This is a genomic window from Abyssisolibacter sp. ZYX002 (assembly GCF_056892235.1).
In genome coordinates this window covers 419156-437376 of sequence record NZ_JARMXH010000002.1, presented here as the reverse complement: position 1 = coordinate 437376, position 18221 = coordinate 419156, and the positions used below count along the sequence as shown (strand labels likewise).

Annotated in this window: 13 protein-coding genes; 11 read left to right on the top strand and 2 right to left on the bottom strand. The window is 30.3% G+C overall.

Annotation, left to right across the window (positions count from 1 at the left end):
* Nucleotides 1-86 precede the first annotated feature (86 nt).
* Both P3X86_RS08060 and pbp4b read left to right on the top strand, forming a co-directional pair.
* Nucleotides 87-1670 (top strand): DEAD/DEAH box helicase, encoded by a 1584-nt coding sequence (locus tag P3X86_RS08060; RefSeq protein ID WP_483292155.1) that lies wholly within the window; start codon nt 87-89, stop codon nt 1668-1670.
* Nucleotides 1671-1779: 109 nt separating this feature from the next.
* Complete coding sequence (gene pbp4b, locus P3X86_RS08055) at nt 1780-3423, top strand: penicillin binding protein PBP4B (protein WP_483292154.1); 1644 nt, start codon at nt 1780-1782, stop codon at nt 3421-3423.
* Between the two features lie 44 nt (nt 3424-3467).
* Here pbp4b and P3X86_RS08050 read toward each other — a convergent pair whose 3' ends face one another.
* A complete protein-coding gene (locus tag P3X86_RS08050; protein WP_483292153.1) occupies nt 3468-3596 on the bottom strand; it encodes a hypothetical protein in 129 nt (42 codons plus the stop codon).
* Nucleotides 3597-3856: 260 nt separating this feature from the next.
* Here P3X86_RS08050 and P3X86_RS08045 point away from each other — a divergent pair, with 260 nt between their 5' ends.
* From P3X86_RS08045 to P3X86_RS08030, 4 genes are all read left to right on the top strand, one after another.
* Nucleotides 3857-4336, top strand: a complete 480-nt coding sequence (locus P3X86_RS08045; RefSeq protein WP_483292152.1) for a YaiI/YqxD family protein — start codon at nt 3857-3859, stop codon at nt 4334-4336.
* 19 nt (nt 4337-4355) lie between these two features.
* Nucleotides 4356-5204 (top strand): metallophosphoesterase, encoded by an 849-nt coding sequence (locus P3X86_RS08040; protein WP_483292151.1) that lies wholly within the window; start codon nt 4356-4358, stop codon nt 5202-5204.
* A gap of 25 nt (nt 5205-5229) precedes the next feature.
* Entirely contained in the window at nt 5230-7797 is a 2568-nt protein-coding gene (locus P3X86_RS08035) for a sulfatase-like hydrolase/transferase (protein ID WP_483292150.1), read from the top strand.
* A gap of 61 nt (nt 7798-7858) precedes the next feature.
* Nucleotides 7859-8053 (top strand): hypothetical protein, encoded by a 195-nt coding sequence (locus P3X86_RS08030; protein WP_483292149.1) that lies wholly within the window; start codon nt 7859-7861, stop codon nt 8051-8053.
* Nucleotides 8054-8151: 98 nt separating this feature from the next.
* Here the strand turns inward: P3X86_RS08030 and P3X86_RS08025 are convergent, their stop codons facing one another.
* On the bottom strand, nt 8152-9501 hold the full coding sequence (locus P3X86_RS08025) for a chitinase (protein WP_483292148.1): 1350 nt from the start codon (nt 9499-9501) through the stop codon (nt 8152-8154).
* 150 nt (nt 9502-9651) lie between these two features.
* On the opposite strand from P3X86_RS08025, the gene mnmA reads away from it, so the two are divergent.
* The 5 genes from mnmA to P3X86_RS08000 all read left to right on the top strand — a co-directional run bounded on the left by mnmA (nt 9652) and on the right by P3X86_RS08000 (nt 18143).
* Complete coding sequence (mnmA, locus tag P3X86_RS08020; RefSeq protein WP_483292147.1) at nt 9652-10710, top strand: tRNA 2-thiouridine(34) synthase MnmA; 1059 nt, start codon at nt 9652-9654, stop codon at nt 10708-10710.
* Between the two features lie 733 nt (nt 10711-11443).
* On the top strand, nt 11444-13699 hold the full coding sequence (locus P3X86_RS08015) for a methyl-accepting chemotaxis protein (protein ID WP_483292146.1): 2256 nt from the start codon (nt 11444-11446) through the stop codon (nt 13697-13699).
* A 180-nt stretch (nt 13700-13879) separates the two neighbouring features.
* Nucleotides 13880-16003 carry a methyl-accepting chemotaxis protein gene (locus P3X86_RS08010; RefSeq protein ID WP_483292145.1) on the top strand — a complete coding sequence of 708 codons (2124 nt, stop codon included), beginning with the start codon at nt 13880-13882 and terminating at the stop codon, nt 16001-16003.
* 107 nt (nt 16004-16110) lie between these two features.
* Nucleotides 16111-17406, top strand: a complete 1296-nt coding sequence (locus P3X86_RS08005; RefSeq protein ID WP_483292144.1) for a putative DNA modification/repair radical SAM protein — start codon at nt 16111-16113, stop codon at nt 17404-17406.
* The gene (locus tag P3X86_RS08000; RefSeq protein ID WP_483292143.1) at nt 17403-18143 is read left to right on the top strand and encodes a TIGR03915 family putative DNA repair protein; all 741 of its coding nucleotides are present in this window, start codon (nt 17403-17405) and stop codon (nt 18141-18143) included. Before P3X86_RS08005 ends, P3X86_RS08000 begins: the two co-directional genes overlap by 4 nt.
* Nucleotides 18144-18221 lie beyond the last annotated feature (78 nt).

The following is an 18221-nucleotide window of genomic DNA, read 5'->3' as shown; positions in this document are numbered from 1 at the left end:
TTGTATATAAATTAGTATTAAGATATTATATAGTAGTGTCTAATAATTGATAATAGATAATAATAAACAATAGAAAGGAAAAATGTATGAAAACAACCAAATTTGAGGAATTACCCATATCCGAAAAATTACTTAAAGGAATTAAAGATATGGGGTTTGAAGAAGCTACCCCAATTCAAACAAAATCTATACCATATATATTAGAAGGTAGAGATGTAACCGGGCAAGCACAAACTGGTACAGGAAAGACAGCAGCGTTTGGAATTCCAATACTAGAGAAAATAAATACAAAAGATAAAAGTATACAGTGTATGGTGATATGTCCTACAAGAGAGCTAGTAATACAAGTAGCAGATGAAATCAGGAAAATGGCAAAATATCTACATGATATAAAAATATTGCCAATATATGGAGGACAACCGATACAAAGACAGATAAATGCTCTAAAAAAGAGGCCACAGATAATAATAGGTACTCCTGGTAGAGTTCAAGATCATATGAGAAGAAGAACTCTTAAAGTTGGAAACTTACAAATGATAGTACTTGACGAAGCTGATGAAATGCTAAACATGGGATTTAGAGAAGATATTGAAAATATATTAGAAGATACTCCAGAAAACAGACAAACAGTTCTTTTCTCAGCAACATTACCAAAGAGCATACTCCAAATAGCAAAAGAATATCAAGAAAATCCCCAAACTGTGAAAGTAGTGCATAAGAAACTCACAGTTCCAAGTATAGAGCAGTATTATTTCGAAGTTAAAAAGAGTAAAAAGTTAGAAATGTTAACGCGATTAATAGATATAAATAATCCAAAACTAGCATTAGTATTTTGTAATACAAAGATGAGAGTAGATGAAGTATCAGATCAATTACAAAGTAGAGGATATTTTTCTGATAAATTACATGGAGATATGAAGCAAAGACAAAGAGATAGAGTAATGGGTTTATTTAGAAAAGGTGATATAGAGATATTAGTAGCAACAGATGTAGCGGCTAGAGGAATAGATGTAGACGATGTTGAGATGGTGTTTAACTTTGATGTACCTCAAGATGAAGAATACTATGTTCATAGAATAGGAAGAACAGGGAGAGCTGGTAGACAAGGAGTAGCTTATACATTTGTTTCGGGTAAAGAAGTTTACAAGCTTAGAGATATACAAAAATATACTAAAACAAAGATAAAAAGACAATCACCACCATCAATTGGTGATGTAGAAGAAGCAAAAGCAAATGTTATACTAAAGCAAGTTAAAGAGGTTATTGAGAATGAAAGTATAACAAGAGAAATAAATTTCATAGAGAAGCTTTTAGTAGATGAGTACAATACTATTGATGTCGCAGCAGCATTATACAAGATTATTGTTTCTAAAAATAGAAAAGAAAATATTGAAGAAGAGTGCGATTTTGGGGATACTGGAGCTGAGCCTGGCATGGTTAGATTGTTTATTAATATAGGTAAAAAACATAAAATCAGACCAAAAGATATAGTAGGAGCAATAGCAGGAGAGTCAGGGTTAGCTGGAGGCTTAGTTGGCGCAATTAACATATATGATAAATTTACATTTGTAGAGGTTCCTAAAGAACATGCAAATAAAGTATTACAAGCTATGAAAGACAATAGGATCAAAGGAAAGACAATTAATATAGAGCCTGCTAATAAAAAATAGAAATTGGGGATGTCGAATAAGACATCCTTAAATATTTTTCTTGAAAGAAATAAAATACCATAATATAATTATAACAAAGAAATAAAATTTCATATTAGGAGGAACTATAATGAATAAATCAAGATTTTCAAGGCATTTAGCAATTTTGTTATCATTATTTATACTGTTGACTAGTTCTACAGGATTTTGCTTAAGTAATGATAATGCTACAAGTAGTGTATCAACACAGAAAACGTTTGCATCACAATTTTCACAAAGATTTCCAGAAGAAGATCCAACAAGTAGAACATTAGCAAGAAGCAGAAGAGTATTTAAAGGCTACAAAGGACAGGGAAATATGATTATTGAGAGCTATGGAGCAACAAGTGTGAAGATATATGTTAATGGAAATAAAATATCAGTTCCAGCTGAGAAACTAAAAAATAAAAAACCTATAGAGATAGATATTAGTAAATACACTAGAAATGGTGATAATACGTTGAAGGTATTGTCTGTTAAACCTGAAGGAACATATTTAAATGTAAGTATAGAGTATCCAACATTGTCATATGGAAAGCCAGAGGATGTTGGCTTTAATACAGATATACTAAGAGATATTGATAAGTACATAAACAATGAAATAAAAGAAGGATTTCCATCAGCAGTATTACTTGTAATGAAAGATGGAAAAATAATCAAAAACACTGCTTATGGATACAAGAAGAAATACGATCAAGGAACAATTATAGACGCTCCAGAAAAGACAACTATAGATACAATATATGATTTAGCTTCAAATACAAAAATGTACGCTACAAACATAGCTTTGTACAAGCTAGTTAGTGAAGGCAAAATTGATTTACAAGAATATGTTCACACTTATATACCTGATTTTAAACAAAATGGCAAGGATAAAATCAAAGTATTAAACCTTTTGACCCATACATCAGGGTTCGCACCTAGTGTTAAATTCTACAAGAAAGACAATGATTTAGGTGAAGAGTTCTATTCGCAAGATAAAGAAAAAACATGTAAATTAATGTGTGAATTGCCACTAATAAATGAAGTAGGAAAAGTAACGAAGTATAGTGATTTAGATTTTATGGTATTAGGGTATATTATAGAAGAAGTAACAGGTCAGCCTTTAGATATATACGTAGAAGAAAATATATATAGTAAATTAGGGTTAAAGAATACAATGTTTAATCCAACTAAAAAGGGGCTACAGGAAAAACAATTCGCAGCAACAGAAATATTTGGCAATACTAGAGCAGGAAGTGTAGATTTTGAGAATATTAGAAAACATACACTTCAAGGAGAAGTTCATGACGAGAAAGCTTATTATAGTATGGATGGGGTATCAGGTCATGCAGGCTTATTTTCTACTACAAAAGATTTGGCAGTATTATGTCAATTAATATTGAACAAAGGTGGATACGGAGATGTTAAGATATTTGATGCAAATGTAGGCGATCAATTTGCTAAACCGTCATACAATAGTAACGTATATGGCGTAGGATGGAATAGAGCTGCAAATATGAATAGAATATGGATGTTTGGACCATATGCTAGTAATTTAGCAATAGGACATACAGGCTGGACAGGGACATTGACAGTAATTGACCCTAGACATGATTTAGCTATAGTATTACTTACAAATAAGAAACATTCACAAATAGAAGATGGGAAATTCTTAGGTGATGGATTTCAAACCGGCAAATATGGAAGCATAGTATCAATGATATATGAAGCATTGCTAGAAAATAGCAAATAATAAAAAAGGGATGCTGTAAATTACATAGCATCCCTTTTTAAAAACTATTTAGGCCAAGTAAAAAAGCCTCTTACATAAACATGGTCCTCTGGCATACCGCCACCACAAGCACAGTTGCATTTACATGCTAATAAAGATGAGTTGATTTTTTTTTGCTTAAGTAATTTTTTCATTCATATTCTCCTTTCATTTTATTATATAACTTAGATACTGACAATCCGAAATTTGTTCCCAAATTAAGTGAATTTTAAATTGTGCTAAAAAGCTTGGCTGAAGCTATTATGATAAGTGGAGTTGTATTATGTTATGTATCTAATCCAATTACAGAATAACAATATATAAATAAATACCTATGAAGTATTAATTATTTTACAAAAACTTTCATTAAGATTTATTGACAAATGAGTCTATTTATATACGATGTTATGATAATATGATATTATATGTAAATGAGGTGATTAAACTGAAAGTATTGGTTGATGCAGATGCATGTCCCGTAAAAAAAGAAATAGTTAATATAGCAAAAAATTTTCACATAAAAGTGATAATGTATATAGACACTAGCCATGTTTTAAACGATGGCTACAGCGAAGTAATTACAGTAGGGAAGGGTAAAGATGCAGTAGATATAGTATTAGTAAACAATATAGAAAAAGGAGACATAGTAGTAACAGGAGATTATGGAGTAGGGGCTATGGCGCTGTCCAAAGAAGCTTTTGCTATAGATCAAAATGGCAGAGTTTATACCACTGAAAATATAGACAGACTGTTATTTGAAAGACATATTGCTTTAGAAAGCAGAAAAAACAAACAAAAATTTAAAAAACATAAAAAAAGACAAAAAGAAAACAACGAGAAGTTTAAAGAAGAATTTAAAAGAATATGTCAAGAAAACATAAATAAAAGAATATAACTTAAAAAAGGAGTTAATTATGAAATCAAAAAAACTCATTATTGGCTTAGCGATAGTATTTATATGCGCTTTTTTATACTTTGAGAATAATTATATAGTAGTCACAAAGCAAATAATAGCCAGTAAAAAGTTACCCAAATCATTTGATGGATTCAAGATTGTGCAAGTGTCAGATTTGCACAGTAAGGTGTTTGGTAAAGATAATAAAACCTTAACAAAAAAAATTAGAGAAGAAAAACCAGATATAGTAGTAATAACAGGAGACTTTATTGATAGAAGAAGATATGATGAAGAAAAAAGTATGACGCTCATAAGAGGACTTAATAACGAATTTCCTATTTACTATGTAACAGGTAATCATGAAGGATGGTCAGGGAAATTTACTTCATTAGAAAAAAAGCTACTAGATAGTGGGGTTATAGTCATGAGAAATACTTCGCACAAAATAAGCAGAGGTAGTGATAGCATAACCATTGCAGGGATAGATGACCCAGCATTTGAAGCCAAACAACACGAACAAGAGGAAAAACTAAAGGATATAACTAGCAGAAGAATAAAAGAAGCTATAAAAAAAGACGATAAAAATTTTAAGGTTCTATTAACTCATAGACCTGAGAATTTTGATATATACTCAAAAAACAATATTGATTTAAGTTTAGCTGGACATGCACACGGTGGGCAAGTGAGGTTACCATTTGTAGGAGGTTTACTTGCACCTAATCAGGGATGGTTTCCAAAGCTTACACAAGGGGTGCATACAATGGGGGATTCTCATTTGATAGTATCAAGAGGATTAGGAAATAGTATCGTGCCTCTAAGGATATTTAACAGACCAGAATTGGTTGTAGTTTCACTTAAAGCAAAATAAAACAATAGTATCAAGGAGAATTATTATGTACAAATCTAACATTAGAACTATAGAATTGATTTTAATATCATTATTAGGAGCAATAAAATTAACTATATTTTATAGGTTAATAGGCTACAGTTCAAATATAGCATCTGTAGTAGCTGGAGTACTATTTATAATAGCAGTATTTATGTTATTAGATTTATTGAAAGAGAAGTTAAGAGATTCCATATTCTTTATATTTTATATACTATTTTCAGTATTAGCATTTGCAGATGTAGTATTTTTTAATTATTTTAATCAGCTTACATCTATAGTAGTTGTAGCACAAACAAGTCAGCTAGGAGCAGTAACTGATTGTATAAAATATCTACTTAAGATTAAGTATTTTGTATTACTTTTAGACATACCAGTTATATTGATATATTTGATAATGAAGTACAAAAACAGAGCCAAAGAAAGTTATATTTATAGAGGGCTAAAAAAAGCGAAATTACCTGCATTAATTGCATGTTTAATGTGGATATCATTTTTAGTAATTGTTGATAAGTCAAGTGAAAATATCAGTTTTAGAAAACAAGAATTTTTCACTTATCATGCAAATGACTTGTTTGTAAATATTATATCTGACAGCAATAATATAGAAAATGAACAAGAAATGATTTATGCTTTATCTATGCTAAAGAAAAATGACAATGATGATAAATATAATGGGATAGCATTAGGCAAGAATTTAATAGTGATACAAGTAGAGAGCTTACAAAATTTTGTAATAGGAAGAGAGTACAATAATCAAGAGTTAACTCCAAACCTCAATAGATTATTATCAAAAGATAGCTTTTATTTTGATAGATACTATCAGTTATTAGGCAGAGGAAATACATCTGATGCAGAATTTACAACACATAATTCATTATATCCTGCAATGGATGGACAAACATACACTAAATATCAGGATAATGAATACTATGGATTGCCGTGGTTATTAAGGGATATTGGATATAGCACTACAGCTATGCATGGATATAAGGGGGACTTTTGGAATAGAAAAAATGCTTATCCAAAACAAGGTTTTCAGAAATTCTATGATAGCGATGATTATACAACTACCAAACCTATAGGGTTTGGAGTAAATGATAAGGAGTTTTTTGGTCAATCTATAGACTATATTAAGCAATTAAAAGACCCATACTATGCATTTTTAGTGACATTAACGAGTCATACACCGTATGAAATGCCAGAAGATACTATAGATATAACTCTAAAAGAAGAAGATGAAGGAACTCTATTTGGTAAATATCTTCAATCAATAAACTATGTAGATAAAGCTATAGGTGAGTTTATACAAAATCTAAAAGATGAAGGGCTTTATGAGGATACTGTTATAGCAATATATGGAGATCATTATGGACTATCATTACTTGATGAGACAAATAAAGAAAAGCTTACCAAATATTTAGGCAAAGAATACAAATTTGACGAAATGATGAGAATACCATTAATAATACACGTACCCAATTCAGGAATTAATGAAAAAATAACTACAGTAGGTAGTGAACTAGACTTTTACCCTACGATATTAAATTTATTTGGGTTAGAAAATAAAAAAGGTTTGATGCTAGGACAAGATTTAGTAAACGCTAAAAGTGGATTTGTAGCTCAACAAACATATATGTTGAAGGGATCATTCATAAAAGACGGTATGGTATTTAATATGTCAAGAGATGGAATCTATAAGCATAGCAAAGCTTGGAATTATGATGATAATAGCGATTTAGATATTAACACTTGTAGAGGTTATTATAAAAAAGCAATAAAAGATATAAACCTATCTAATTATATATTAAAAAATGATCTAGCAAGAACAAAACAAGAAACAGGCAATCGCAAATTAAGCAACTTAAAAGATAATCCAAATCTCATAGCACATGCTGGGGGAAGCTTAAAAGGACAGTCTTACACTAACTGTTTAGAGGCATTGAACAATAGTTACAAAAACAATTTTAAGCTTATAGAGCTAGATTTTGAATGGACCACAGACGAAAGATTAGTTTGCCTTCATAGCTGGGATGGGTTTGTCAAAAAATTTTTCAATCATGAATCAGGCATATATAGCTATGAAGAATACAAAAATTTCACAATGATTAACGATTGGCATCAACTTGATTTAGAAAGCTTAGTAGATTGGATAAGAGAGCATAAAGATGCAAAAATCATAACAGACGTAAAAAAAGACAACATAAAAGCACTGCAGATAATCAGCAAAAAATATCCAGATATATTAGGCAATATAATACCACAAATATATTCTTTAGATGAATATATAGCAGTGCAAGGATATGGTTATAAAGATATTATATTGACGCTATACATGTCAAATTACAGTGATGAACAGCTTATAGATTTTGTTAATAGGCATGACATATACGCTATAACGATGCCACTTGAAAAGGCTAAAACAGAGTTACCTAAAAAGCTAGGAGATTTAGGTGTATACACTTACACACATACAATCAACAATATAGAAGATGCAAAAGTTTTTGAGCAAAATGGAATAGATGGGTTTTACACAGATAATTTAGTACCAAAGGATTTAGAAAATAGAGGATAAATAATAAACTTAAGAGTTTTAGAGAAATACAATAGATAATATTAGTAAGTAGGAGGAGCAGATGTATATTATACTGTTCGTAATATCAACGATATTTTTTGGATTACTAGGTCTTGGAATGAAACTAGGTATAGCAGGCTTTATTTTTGGAGGTTTATTTATTGTTGTATATCAGTTACAAGTTTTAATTAACATGCTTAATAATAATTCAAACACTAAAAAGCCTTCTGGATATTCATTTAAATCTAGGTATTAATCAGTTGCTAAAGTCGTACAAAGGTAACTAAAACTTAAACCATATTCTATAAAAAAATTAAAGGGATATCACAAAAGACATCCCGCTATCAGATAGAGTTAACCAAGTACTTTCCAAGAACCAGAGCCATCTTTACTAGGGGCTTCACCTTTTGAGTATCTAGTAGCTTCAAACAATAAGCCTCTATAAGTTACTTTATCACCAAGTACATATTCTCTATCTTTACTCCATCTTCTTATATCCTCAGATTTTCTTCTATTAGGTCCTTTTCCAGTTTGGAAGTCTGGAGAATGATTATAATCATTAAATAATTTACAGAACTCATAGTCTGTTTGTTCGATACTACTGCATGAACCGTATACAGTTTCACTTGGACCGCTATAACAAGGGTGGTCTCTATTGAGTGACCACATAGAAATTATACCTAGTTTATTTTGCTTTGCAAAATCCATTACAATTTTTGCATCGCTTATATAGAATTTTTCAGTAGGAACATCATTTACACCAATCATAGGAGTTATTCCTATCATACCCCATAGTTGCTGATCAGAGTGAGAAAACTGATTGTCTTGATATATTTTCTTGAGTTGCTTATGAAGGATGGCTGCTGCTTGTATAGAGTATTGCCCCATCTTGTCAACGATACTCGGAGCAGCTTTCTTTCCAAAGTTCATAGTCTTAATATTATAACCTCTTATCATTAAATCCTGATCTAATGCATGCTGAACAACTTGTAATCCATCAGAAGTAAGACCAGAAGGTAAAACAGGAAGAGTTATCCATATTGAAAGACTATATCTTTCAACAAACAAAGATTCTTGGAGTTGTTTCAATGCTCTGAAATTTCTAATTAGAGATGCAGTATCTCTAACCCACTTGTTATCAATGTCAATATTTATATGGGTCAATTTGTAAGCCTTAATAAACATTTCGTATTGTTTTCTTAAAGCCTTGGAATCAGGAGCAGTTGCCCAAATAGGGGTGTTGGCATAGCCACCAAAAGATACCATTACATCTCCACCCATATTTCTGATTTCTTTAATTTGTTTAATAACAGATTCATCATTTATGTCTAAACTACCGTTCCAACAAGGCTTGCATGTTGTACTATTTTCTGACACAACATAGCTTAGATTATAATAAGGTAAATTTGTTGTCATCGAACTCTTCTCAAAGTTATAAGGGACAGATACATAAGGAACAAAACATTCATTTGGCCAACGATTACCTCGACCAACATCAACTTTAGAGTAATCAGGAATAACAACATTATTTAAAATTGTATAGTTAGGTAATAAATCATCATAATAAGTATTTAGCTCCATTCCATATGGATGATATTGATAATTTAAAGGTGGTATATTAGAATATGGAATATATGGGTTATACATTTGATTTACAAAATATCTATAGTAAGGCATATATGGATACAGATAATAGTAGTACAATGAAAAAACCTCCTAAGCATAATGATTTTGAACATAATATCTTATAGTATTAATATATCCGTTTAGAAATCTAGTGTTACAAAATGAATACTATAAAAGTATATTGAGATGATAATATATAATGAAATAAGATTAAAAAAGGATGATTAGATGAAGCTAGACAAAAATATAGTAGTAGTTGGGTTAAGTGGTGGTGTAGATAGTACCGCCACAGCATATTTATTAAAGAAAAAAGGATACAATGTAATAGGACTTACAATGAAGCTTCATAGTAATTTAACTGACACAACGCTAAAGGATGCTGAGTATGTTGCTAAAGTATTAGATATACCACATCACATAGTTGATTTGACTAAACTATTTAAAGAAAGAGTAATAGATTATTTTTCACACGAATACTCAAGTGGTAGAACCCCGAATCCATGCGTTCAGTGTAATAAGTATATAAAATATGATGAGTTTATAAATGAAGCTAAGAGATTAAATGCTTACTATGTAGCGACTGGCCATTATGTAAACATTAAGTATGATGAATATTTAAAAGAATATAAGATACTAAAGCATAAGATAAATAATAAAGATCAGACATATTTAATGTACAACTTAACACAAGATACCTTAAAACATCTGAAGTATCCATTAAGTAAGTTTGAGTCAAAAGAACAGGTAAGAGAATTGGTAAAAGAAATAGATAGTGACCTCTACAAGAGAAAAAACAGTGTTGGTATTTGTTTTATAGGCGATAAAAACTACGGAGGGTATTTGCAAAGGATGTATGGCTATAAAAATAAGAGAGGGTCATTTGTTGATATAGAGGGAAATATATTAGGAGAGCATAACGGAATATTTAATTATACAATAGGTCAAAGAAGAGGGCTTGGTCATAAATACAATAAAAAAATGTACGTAATAGATATAAACGTACACAAAAATGAAATAGTTTTAGGTAGTGATAATATGACGTATGTAAACGGTGTAATAGCATCTGATTTTAATTTTATTTCTAATAAAACAGACTACAACAATACTGACATGGTAGCAAAGATATGTCAATGGGGTTATTCAATACCTTCTACTATTTATCTGGAGAATAACAATCTAATAGTAAAGTTTAAACAAAAACAGAGAGCAGCAGCAATTGGCCAATCTGTTGTTTTGTATAATGAAGCAGAGCTTATAGGAGGAGGAGTTATATCAAATACCATTTAGTAACAAATAAAAGGGGCAAACTCAGAAGCACATAGAGTTTGACCCTTCTTTGTTTTTGACCACTGTTTATATTAAATTAATAAAATAAACCCATTAGATAAATTCAATTAGTTAAACTTTGGGTTTGAACTATTGTCATCTACTATAGTATAAAGTTAAGTGTTACACAGCTTAAATATTAAGTTTTAGCAATAACTACAGAAAAGAATTACAAGTAATAGGAAGAAAAATAATAATTCGCTTCCTCCTTCATAACATTTACCATCAGCCATTTTTTCTTCACCTCTATTTAAATTATTAATTAGTTAATTGAGAATATTTGTGCTTACTCAGCACATCCATATCCACAACCGCATCCGCAGAAAATTATTACTAGTAGCAGGAAGAAGAACAGTAAACTACTTCCATATCCACCACTGAACAAGCTATCAAAAAGACCATTTGCCACAAGTACTACCTCCCTTATTAATTTAATATTACTGTCAATATATAATATGAAAAAACAATTTTATTGTTAACAAAATATACATATTATAACTATTTAAGCTGAAAAGTCAAGTTGAAATAGTGAAATAGGACTAATGACCTATGTTAACGAACGGTGGTTGAATTACAGGGGAAAATGTGGTAAATTGTAAAAGACATAAACATTTATACGCATAATTAGCGTATTTACAAACTATTGTAAGGTAGTGGGGTTTTTAAAATCATGTACATGAAGGGGAAGATGCAGATGAAAATGAAAACAAAATTACTGACATTTATTCTAGGAAGTGTGGTATTAGTATTTGGATTAATAATAACATTTACTTTATTTCAAACATTTAATACACAAAGAGAGTCTGTAGCAAAGGAAGTTGGACTAGCTTGCGAAAAATACTCTTATAAAATCGAATCTTTTATGCAAAAGGGATCGATAATTTCAGAAGATTTATCAACCATATTTGAATCATCTGTGATAGCAGGAAATGGGAACCGTTATCATATGCTTAGAATGTTAGAAAAAATAATTACAGAAAACGATGATTTTGTAAATGCCTGGGCAGTATTGGAACCAAATGCTTTTGATGGCAAAGATGCAGAATATGCAGGGTTATTTGGACATGATTCAAAAGGAAGATTCATACCAATGTATACAAAAAGAAATGGTACTAACAAATTAATTTCCACATCAAACTACATGACTGAGGACTTTTATAACGTACCTAAAATTAACAAACAAAGTTATGTATCTGAACCATTTATAATAAAAACAAGAGATGGCGAAAAATATGTAGTTAGATTTAGTGCGCCTATTTATAAAAGAGGTCAGTTTATAGGAGCAGCCGGTGTAGATTTATATCTTGATTCATTACAAGAATTAACATCTAATATGAATTTATATGAAGGATATGGACGTATTATCACTTACAAGGGAAATCTTCTTACACATAAAGATAAATCAAAGATAGGAACTATAGCTAGTGATTTGCAAGGAGAAGAAGGAACAAAGCTACTCATTGAACTGAAAGATGGAGAAATAAAATCTGACTATGTAGTACTACCAGACGAAGATGAAGAGGTATTGGTTAATTACTATCCAATCCAAATAGGTAAAACATCAAGAATATGGACTTTTAGTGCAGTTATCCCTGAAGATAATATTTTTAAGAATGTTAAATTTTTATTATATACACTAATTGCAATATGTACTTTTGGACTAGTATTAATTGCAATCATAATTTATATTAACATTAATTCAGTATGTAAATACATAAAAAAATGCGCGGCTTTTGCAGAAAATATGGCAAACAAAAACTTTACAAAGGACATTGATGAAAAATTAATAAAGCGTAAAGATGAAATAGGTATTTTATTTAAAGCATTTAGTACATTAACAATTAATATGAGATCATTAATTTCAAGTATGGAATCATCAGCGGAACAAGTAGCACTTTCATCAGGACAGTTAGCAGAAGCATCAGAGCAAGTTTCAAAAGTATCACAAGAAGTTGCACTTGCAATAGATGACATAGCTAAAGGATCAGTAGACCAAGCAGGAGAAGTCGACAATTCAGTTTCTGTATTGGATGAACTAAAAAAAGAAATAGAAAGTTCAATGGAAGATGTTTCAATGGTTAGACAAGGATTTGACCATCTGATATTTACAAGCCAAGATGGATTTACAGCAATGAATCAACTAAAAGAATTATTTAATAAAAATGTAGAGACAATACACATAGCTATAGAAGGAGTAAACGAGCTATCAACAAAATCCAAAGCAATAGAGGAAATAGTTGGAACAATAAACAATATAGCAAGTCAAACAAACTTATTAGCATTAAATGCATCAATAGAAGCTGCAAGAGCAGGAGAAGCAGGAAAAGGCTTTGCAGTAGTTGCAGATGAAATAAGGAAATTAGCAGAAGGAACGGAGCAAGCGACAAGTACAATAGTAAATATAGTTACTGATATGGAAAAACAGATGGATATTACGACTGACAATATGGATGAAACAGAAAAAATAGTAAAAGAAGTAGAGGGAGCATTAAAAGAAACTGGGTTTGCATTTAAAGAAGTAGAAGGATCAACTAATGATATGATATCATTTATGGAAAAATTATATAATAGCATGGACAAAACAACAAGTCATAAAGATGAAACAGTTAGTTCTATAGAAAATATATCTTCTCTATCACAACAATTTGCTTCGTCAGCAGAGGAAGTTAGCGCAAGTGTAGAGGAGCATATTGCAACTATAGAAGAGATAACAACTGCCACACAAGAATTAAACAGTTTAGCTCGTAAAGTTTATGATATAATATCTGAATTTGAGTTAGGTGAAGAATATGAAAATAATGTAGAATTAGAAAAAAATATTGAAGAAGAAACTGAAAGTGAAATAGAAAGTGATGCTCACTGCATTGATCAATCGCTTGAAGGAGAAGAGAACATAAGTGAAAAAGAACAAATTATTATAGAAAATAAAGAAGATTCTGAAAATAAATAGTGTAGATTTGTAAAAAATAATGATATAATGATATATATAGCAAATTATCTACAAATTATTAAAAAAACTAATAAATTAATAAAATGCAGCTTTTAGATATTAAGTAAATATGTGGTTGAAATTGAACGTTCTTTTTGATATATTGAAAAGAAACTATATTGTTTATAGGAGGGGGCAACTATGAACTTAAGAAGTAAGATGATGACGACAATTTTAGGGAGCGTAATTATAGTCTTCATTTCTATAGCTGCATTTGTAGTTTATTATGTTTATAATGCAGAAATGGAAGAAGCAATGGTAGAGGCAGACTTAACAAGTAAATATTACGCAAATACGATTAAGGAATATGTTAACAAAGGACTTGAAGTTTCTTACAACATGAGAAATACGTTTATTGGCACTAATAAATCAAAATTTCTGAATGAAGAGCAATTATTAGAAATAATGAAAAGTGTTTTAAATGAAAACAAAGAATATCTAAATGTGTGGTTGGCTCTTGATATACCAGCTTTTGTAGGAGTGGAAAGAAAAAATCCTACATCAAAAGCGTACAATAAAATTGGTAAATTTACAGGTGGATGGACAAGGCTTGGCGATAAGGTTACATATAGAGATTGCACACCATACACTAATCAAGATTTTTATAATAAAATGAGAGCACAAAAAAAGGTATATATATCAGATCCGAAATATGTTGATATAAACGGTAAAAAGACTAAGATAATTAACATAGGTTGCCCAGTAATTATAAATGGAAAATTCGTAGGTGCTACAGGGATAGATATGGCAATAGATAATTTACAATCACTTAATGAAAAAGTAGTATTACTAGAGACTGGACATGGTAGTATAATATCAAGTAAAGGCTTTATATTAGCAGATAAAAATATTAAACTAGTAGGTAAAAAATCTTCAGAATTTATAGAAAACAAAGAGGAAAGCGAGTCGGCTAAGGCAAAAAGAGAAGAATTTCTAAATAAAATAAAACAAAAACAAGAATTTCATGATACATTTTATTCGCCAGAGCATGGTACGGAAGTATTTAAGAACTACTTTCCAATTAGATTAGGAGAAGACAGTAATACATGGTATTTTTCAGCCATAGTACCGATGAACGAGATGAAGGGAGAATCCAAATCCCTGTTATTAGTAATAGCAATAGGATGTGCAATAGGGATAATAATAATAGGATTAGTTGTATCACTAAATATCAAGAGGATTACATCCTATATTGTTGATTCTGCAAAACATGCTGACCAGTTAGCTGATAAAGATTTTACAAATAAAGTTCCAAATAAGATATTAAAAAGAAAAGATGAAATAGGACAGCTTACAAGAGCTTTTAATAAAATGTCCCAAAATATTAGTGAAGTTATAGATAACGTAGTAAAATCATCAGAGCATGTAGCAGCATCATCAGAGGAGCTAACAGCAATATCAGAACAGACAGTTGCATCTTCAATGGAGGTATCTGCTAGTATGCAAGAAATAGCGGCAGGTTCTACAAAGCAAGCTACTGAAACACAAATTGCAGTAGAGCAATTAGATGAGTTAGGAGAATATATTCAAGAGGCTTATGATAGTGCAAAAGCAGTAAATGACAAATTTAGTTCAGTTATAGATACGAGTAAAAATGGTACAATAACAATAGACAAACTTAAAAATGATTTTTCACAAAACATAGAAATAGAAAAAAGATTATTAGATGATGTATTGAAGCTTGAAGAAAAATCACATTCTATAATGGGTATATTAGAGACAATAAATTCAATAGCTAGTCAAACAAATTTATTAGCGCTTAACGCATCAATAGAAGCAGCGAGAGCAGGAGAAGCAGGTAGAGGCTTTGCAGTTGTCGCAGATGAGATTAGAAAGCTTGCAGAAGAGACAGAGGGAGCAACAAACGATATATCGGGAATATTATCAGACATGAAAAATCAAATAGTAGTTGTGAATAACAACGTAGAAGAAGTAAATGTTATATTAGGACAATCTTCAAAATCATTAGTTGATACAGAGAGTGCATTTAAAGATGTCGAGGAATCAGCTCAGTCTGTTATACAGTACATCAAAACTATGATTTCGATAATGAATAAACTAAACGATAATAAAGTTAATACAATTGATTCAGTTCAAAATATATCGTCTATAACACAACAATTTGCAGGATTAACTCAGAAAGTTAGTGAAAATAGCGATGAACAATCAATATCAATACAAGAGATATCAAAATCTAGTGAAGAATTAGCTAACCTAGCAAATGAATTGATGAATGTGGTAGCAGATTTTAAATTAAGTAGCTAGACGAACAAATGTTTGCATAATTATATAAAGATATGGTAAAATAATAGGGTAAAGTTTAATAAACTTTATCCTTTTGTTATGCAAATATATTATAGGAGTGACAGTCTATGAATATTACGGAAAAATTAGAGATATTATCAGATGCAGCGAAGTATGACGTATCTTGCTCTTCAAGTGGGAGTAATCGAAAAAACAAAGCCTTTGGCATAGGAAATGCTCAAAAGAGCGGGATATGCCATAGTTGGGCAGATGATGGTAGATGCATATCATTGCTTAAAATATTGTTCACAAATAGCTGTATTTATGACTGTACATATTGTGTAAATAGAAGCTCAAATGATGTAAAAAGAGCATCTTTTACACCAAGAGAAGTTGCAGATTTGACGATTAATTTTTACAAGAGAAATTATATAGAAGGATTGTTTTTGAGTTCAGCAGTGATAGTCAATCCCAATCACACAATGGAGCTTATGATAAAAACTGTTGAGATACTTAGATTAGAATATAGATACAATGGTTACATACATCTAAAAGGGATACCAGGTGCAGATGAGAAACTTATACGATTAGCAGGTAGATATGCTGATAGAATGAGTGTAAATATTGAACTACCGTCAGATAAGAGTTTAAAATTATTAGCACCTCAAAAGAAAAAAAATGAAATATTGAAACCTATGGAGGGAATCCGTAATGGAATAGTACAATATAAAGAAGAGAGAGCTAAGTTTAGGTCAACACCAAAATTCACACCAGCCGGACAGACAACTCAACTGATTGTCGGAGCTACTGATGACAATGATCTTAAAATACTAAAATTATCAGAAGCTTTATATGATAGATATGCTCTAAAGAGAGTATACTACTCAGCATATGTTCCAGTTTTAAGTCATCATACTCTACCTAGTATCACAAAACCACCACTCCTCAGAGAACATCGTATATATCAGGCAGATTGGCTATTGAGATTCTATGGATATCAAGCAGATGAACTGCTGAATGATAACAAACCTAATTTTGATATAGATTTAGATCCAAAGTGTGATTGGGCACTTGCTAACATAAACTCGTTTCCTATGGAAATAAATAGAGTGAGTTATGAAGAATTACTTAGAATACCTGGAATAGGAGTAAAATCAGCTAGAAGAATAATGATGGCTAGAAGATATAGTAATCTTTGTTATGATGATTTAAAAAAACTCGGGATCGTTCTGAAAAGAGCAAAATATTTTATAACATGTAATGGCAAATTTTATGGCGATAAGACGTTTGATACTAGCATTATCAAACAGAAAATTTTATCAAAAAACAGGCGCAAAGATGATAACTCTTTACAGATATCATTTTCATCCATATATTCTAATATATTTGAGCAAAATAATATAGAGAGTAGGCATACTATATGATAATATATTATATTTGTGAAAAAACATTTGAGGGATTACTTACAGCAGTTTACGATGCATACTATAACTCTGAAAAGCCAGATAAAATATTACCAAAAGACAACGCTCAAATAGAATTCTTTGTAAAGAAAATCAAAATACAAACAGATAATGAGAAAGCAGAAAAAGTTATGAAAGCATTAAAAGATAAAGTGTCTAGTCATGCACTTAAAAAAGTTTTTTATGCTTTTATTTCTGAACTTGATAACTCCTATACCATAGCATACAACTATATAAAGCTAGCGTTTAAAATTGGTAAAGAAGTTGACAGTAATTTATCAAACACAGATGTATTAGCAATTGATAGTATTTACAGGAAAGTAGCAAGAGAAATCCATTTAATGCTTGGGCTTACTAGATTTAGAGAAATTTCACAAAATGTATTATATGCTCCAATAGATGTAGAGTACAATATATTGACTATACTATCATCTCATTTTGCAGAGAGACTGCAATATGAGAGATGGATAATACATGATAAAAAAAGATCTATAGCATCGTTTTATAGTGATAATGTATTTAATATTGTTCAAGTTGATAAAGAATTAAATAAAAGACTCTATAATGAAAAAGAGTTAATATATCAAGATTTATGGAAAAGATATTTTAAATCGACTGCAATCAAAGGAAGGTTAAATCCAAAATTACAAATGAATTTCATGCCCAAAAAATATTGGAGTAATTTAATAGAAAAATAAATCATCTTTAAAATATAATTAAAATGAATATAACTTTTAATATAAATGAAAAATAAGAAGTGTATAATAAATTAACTA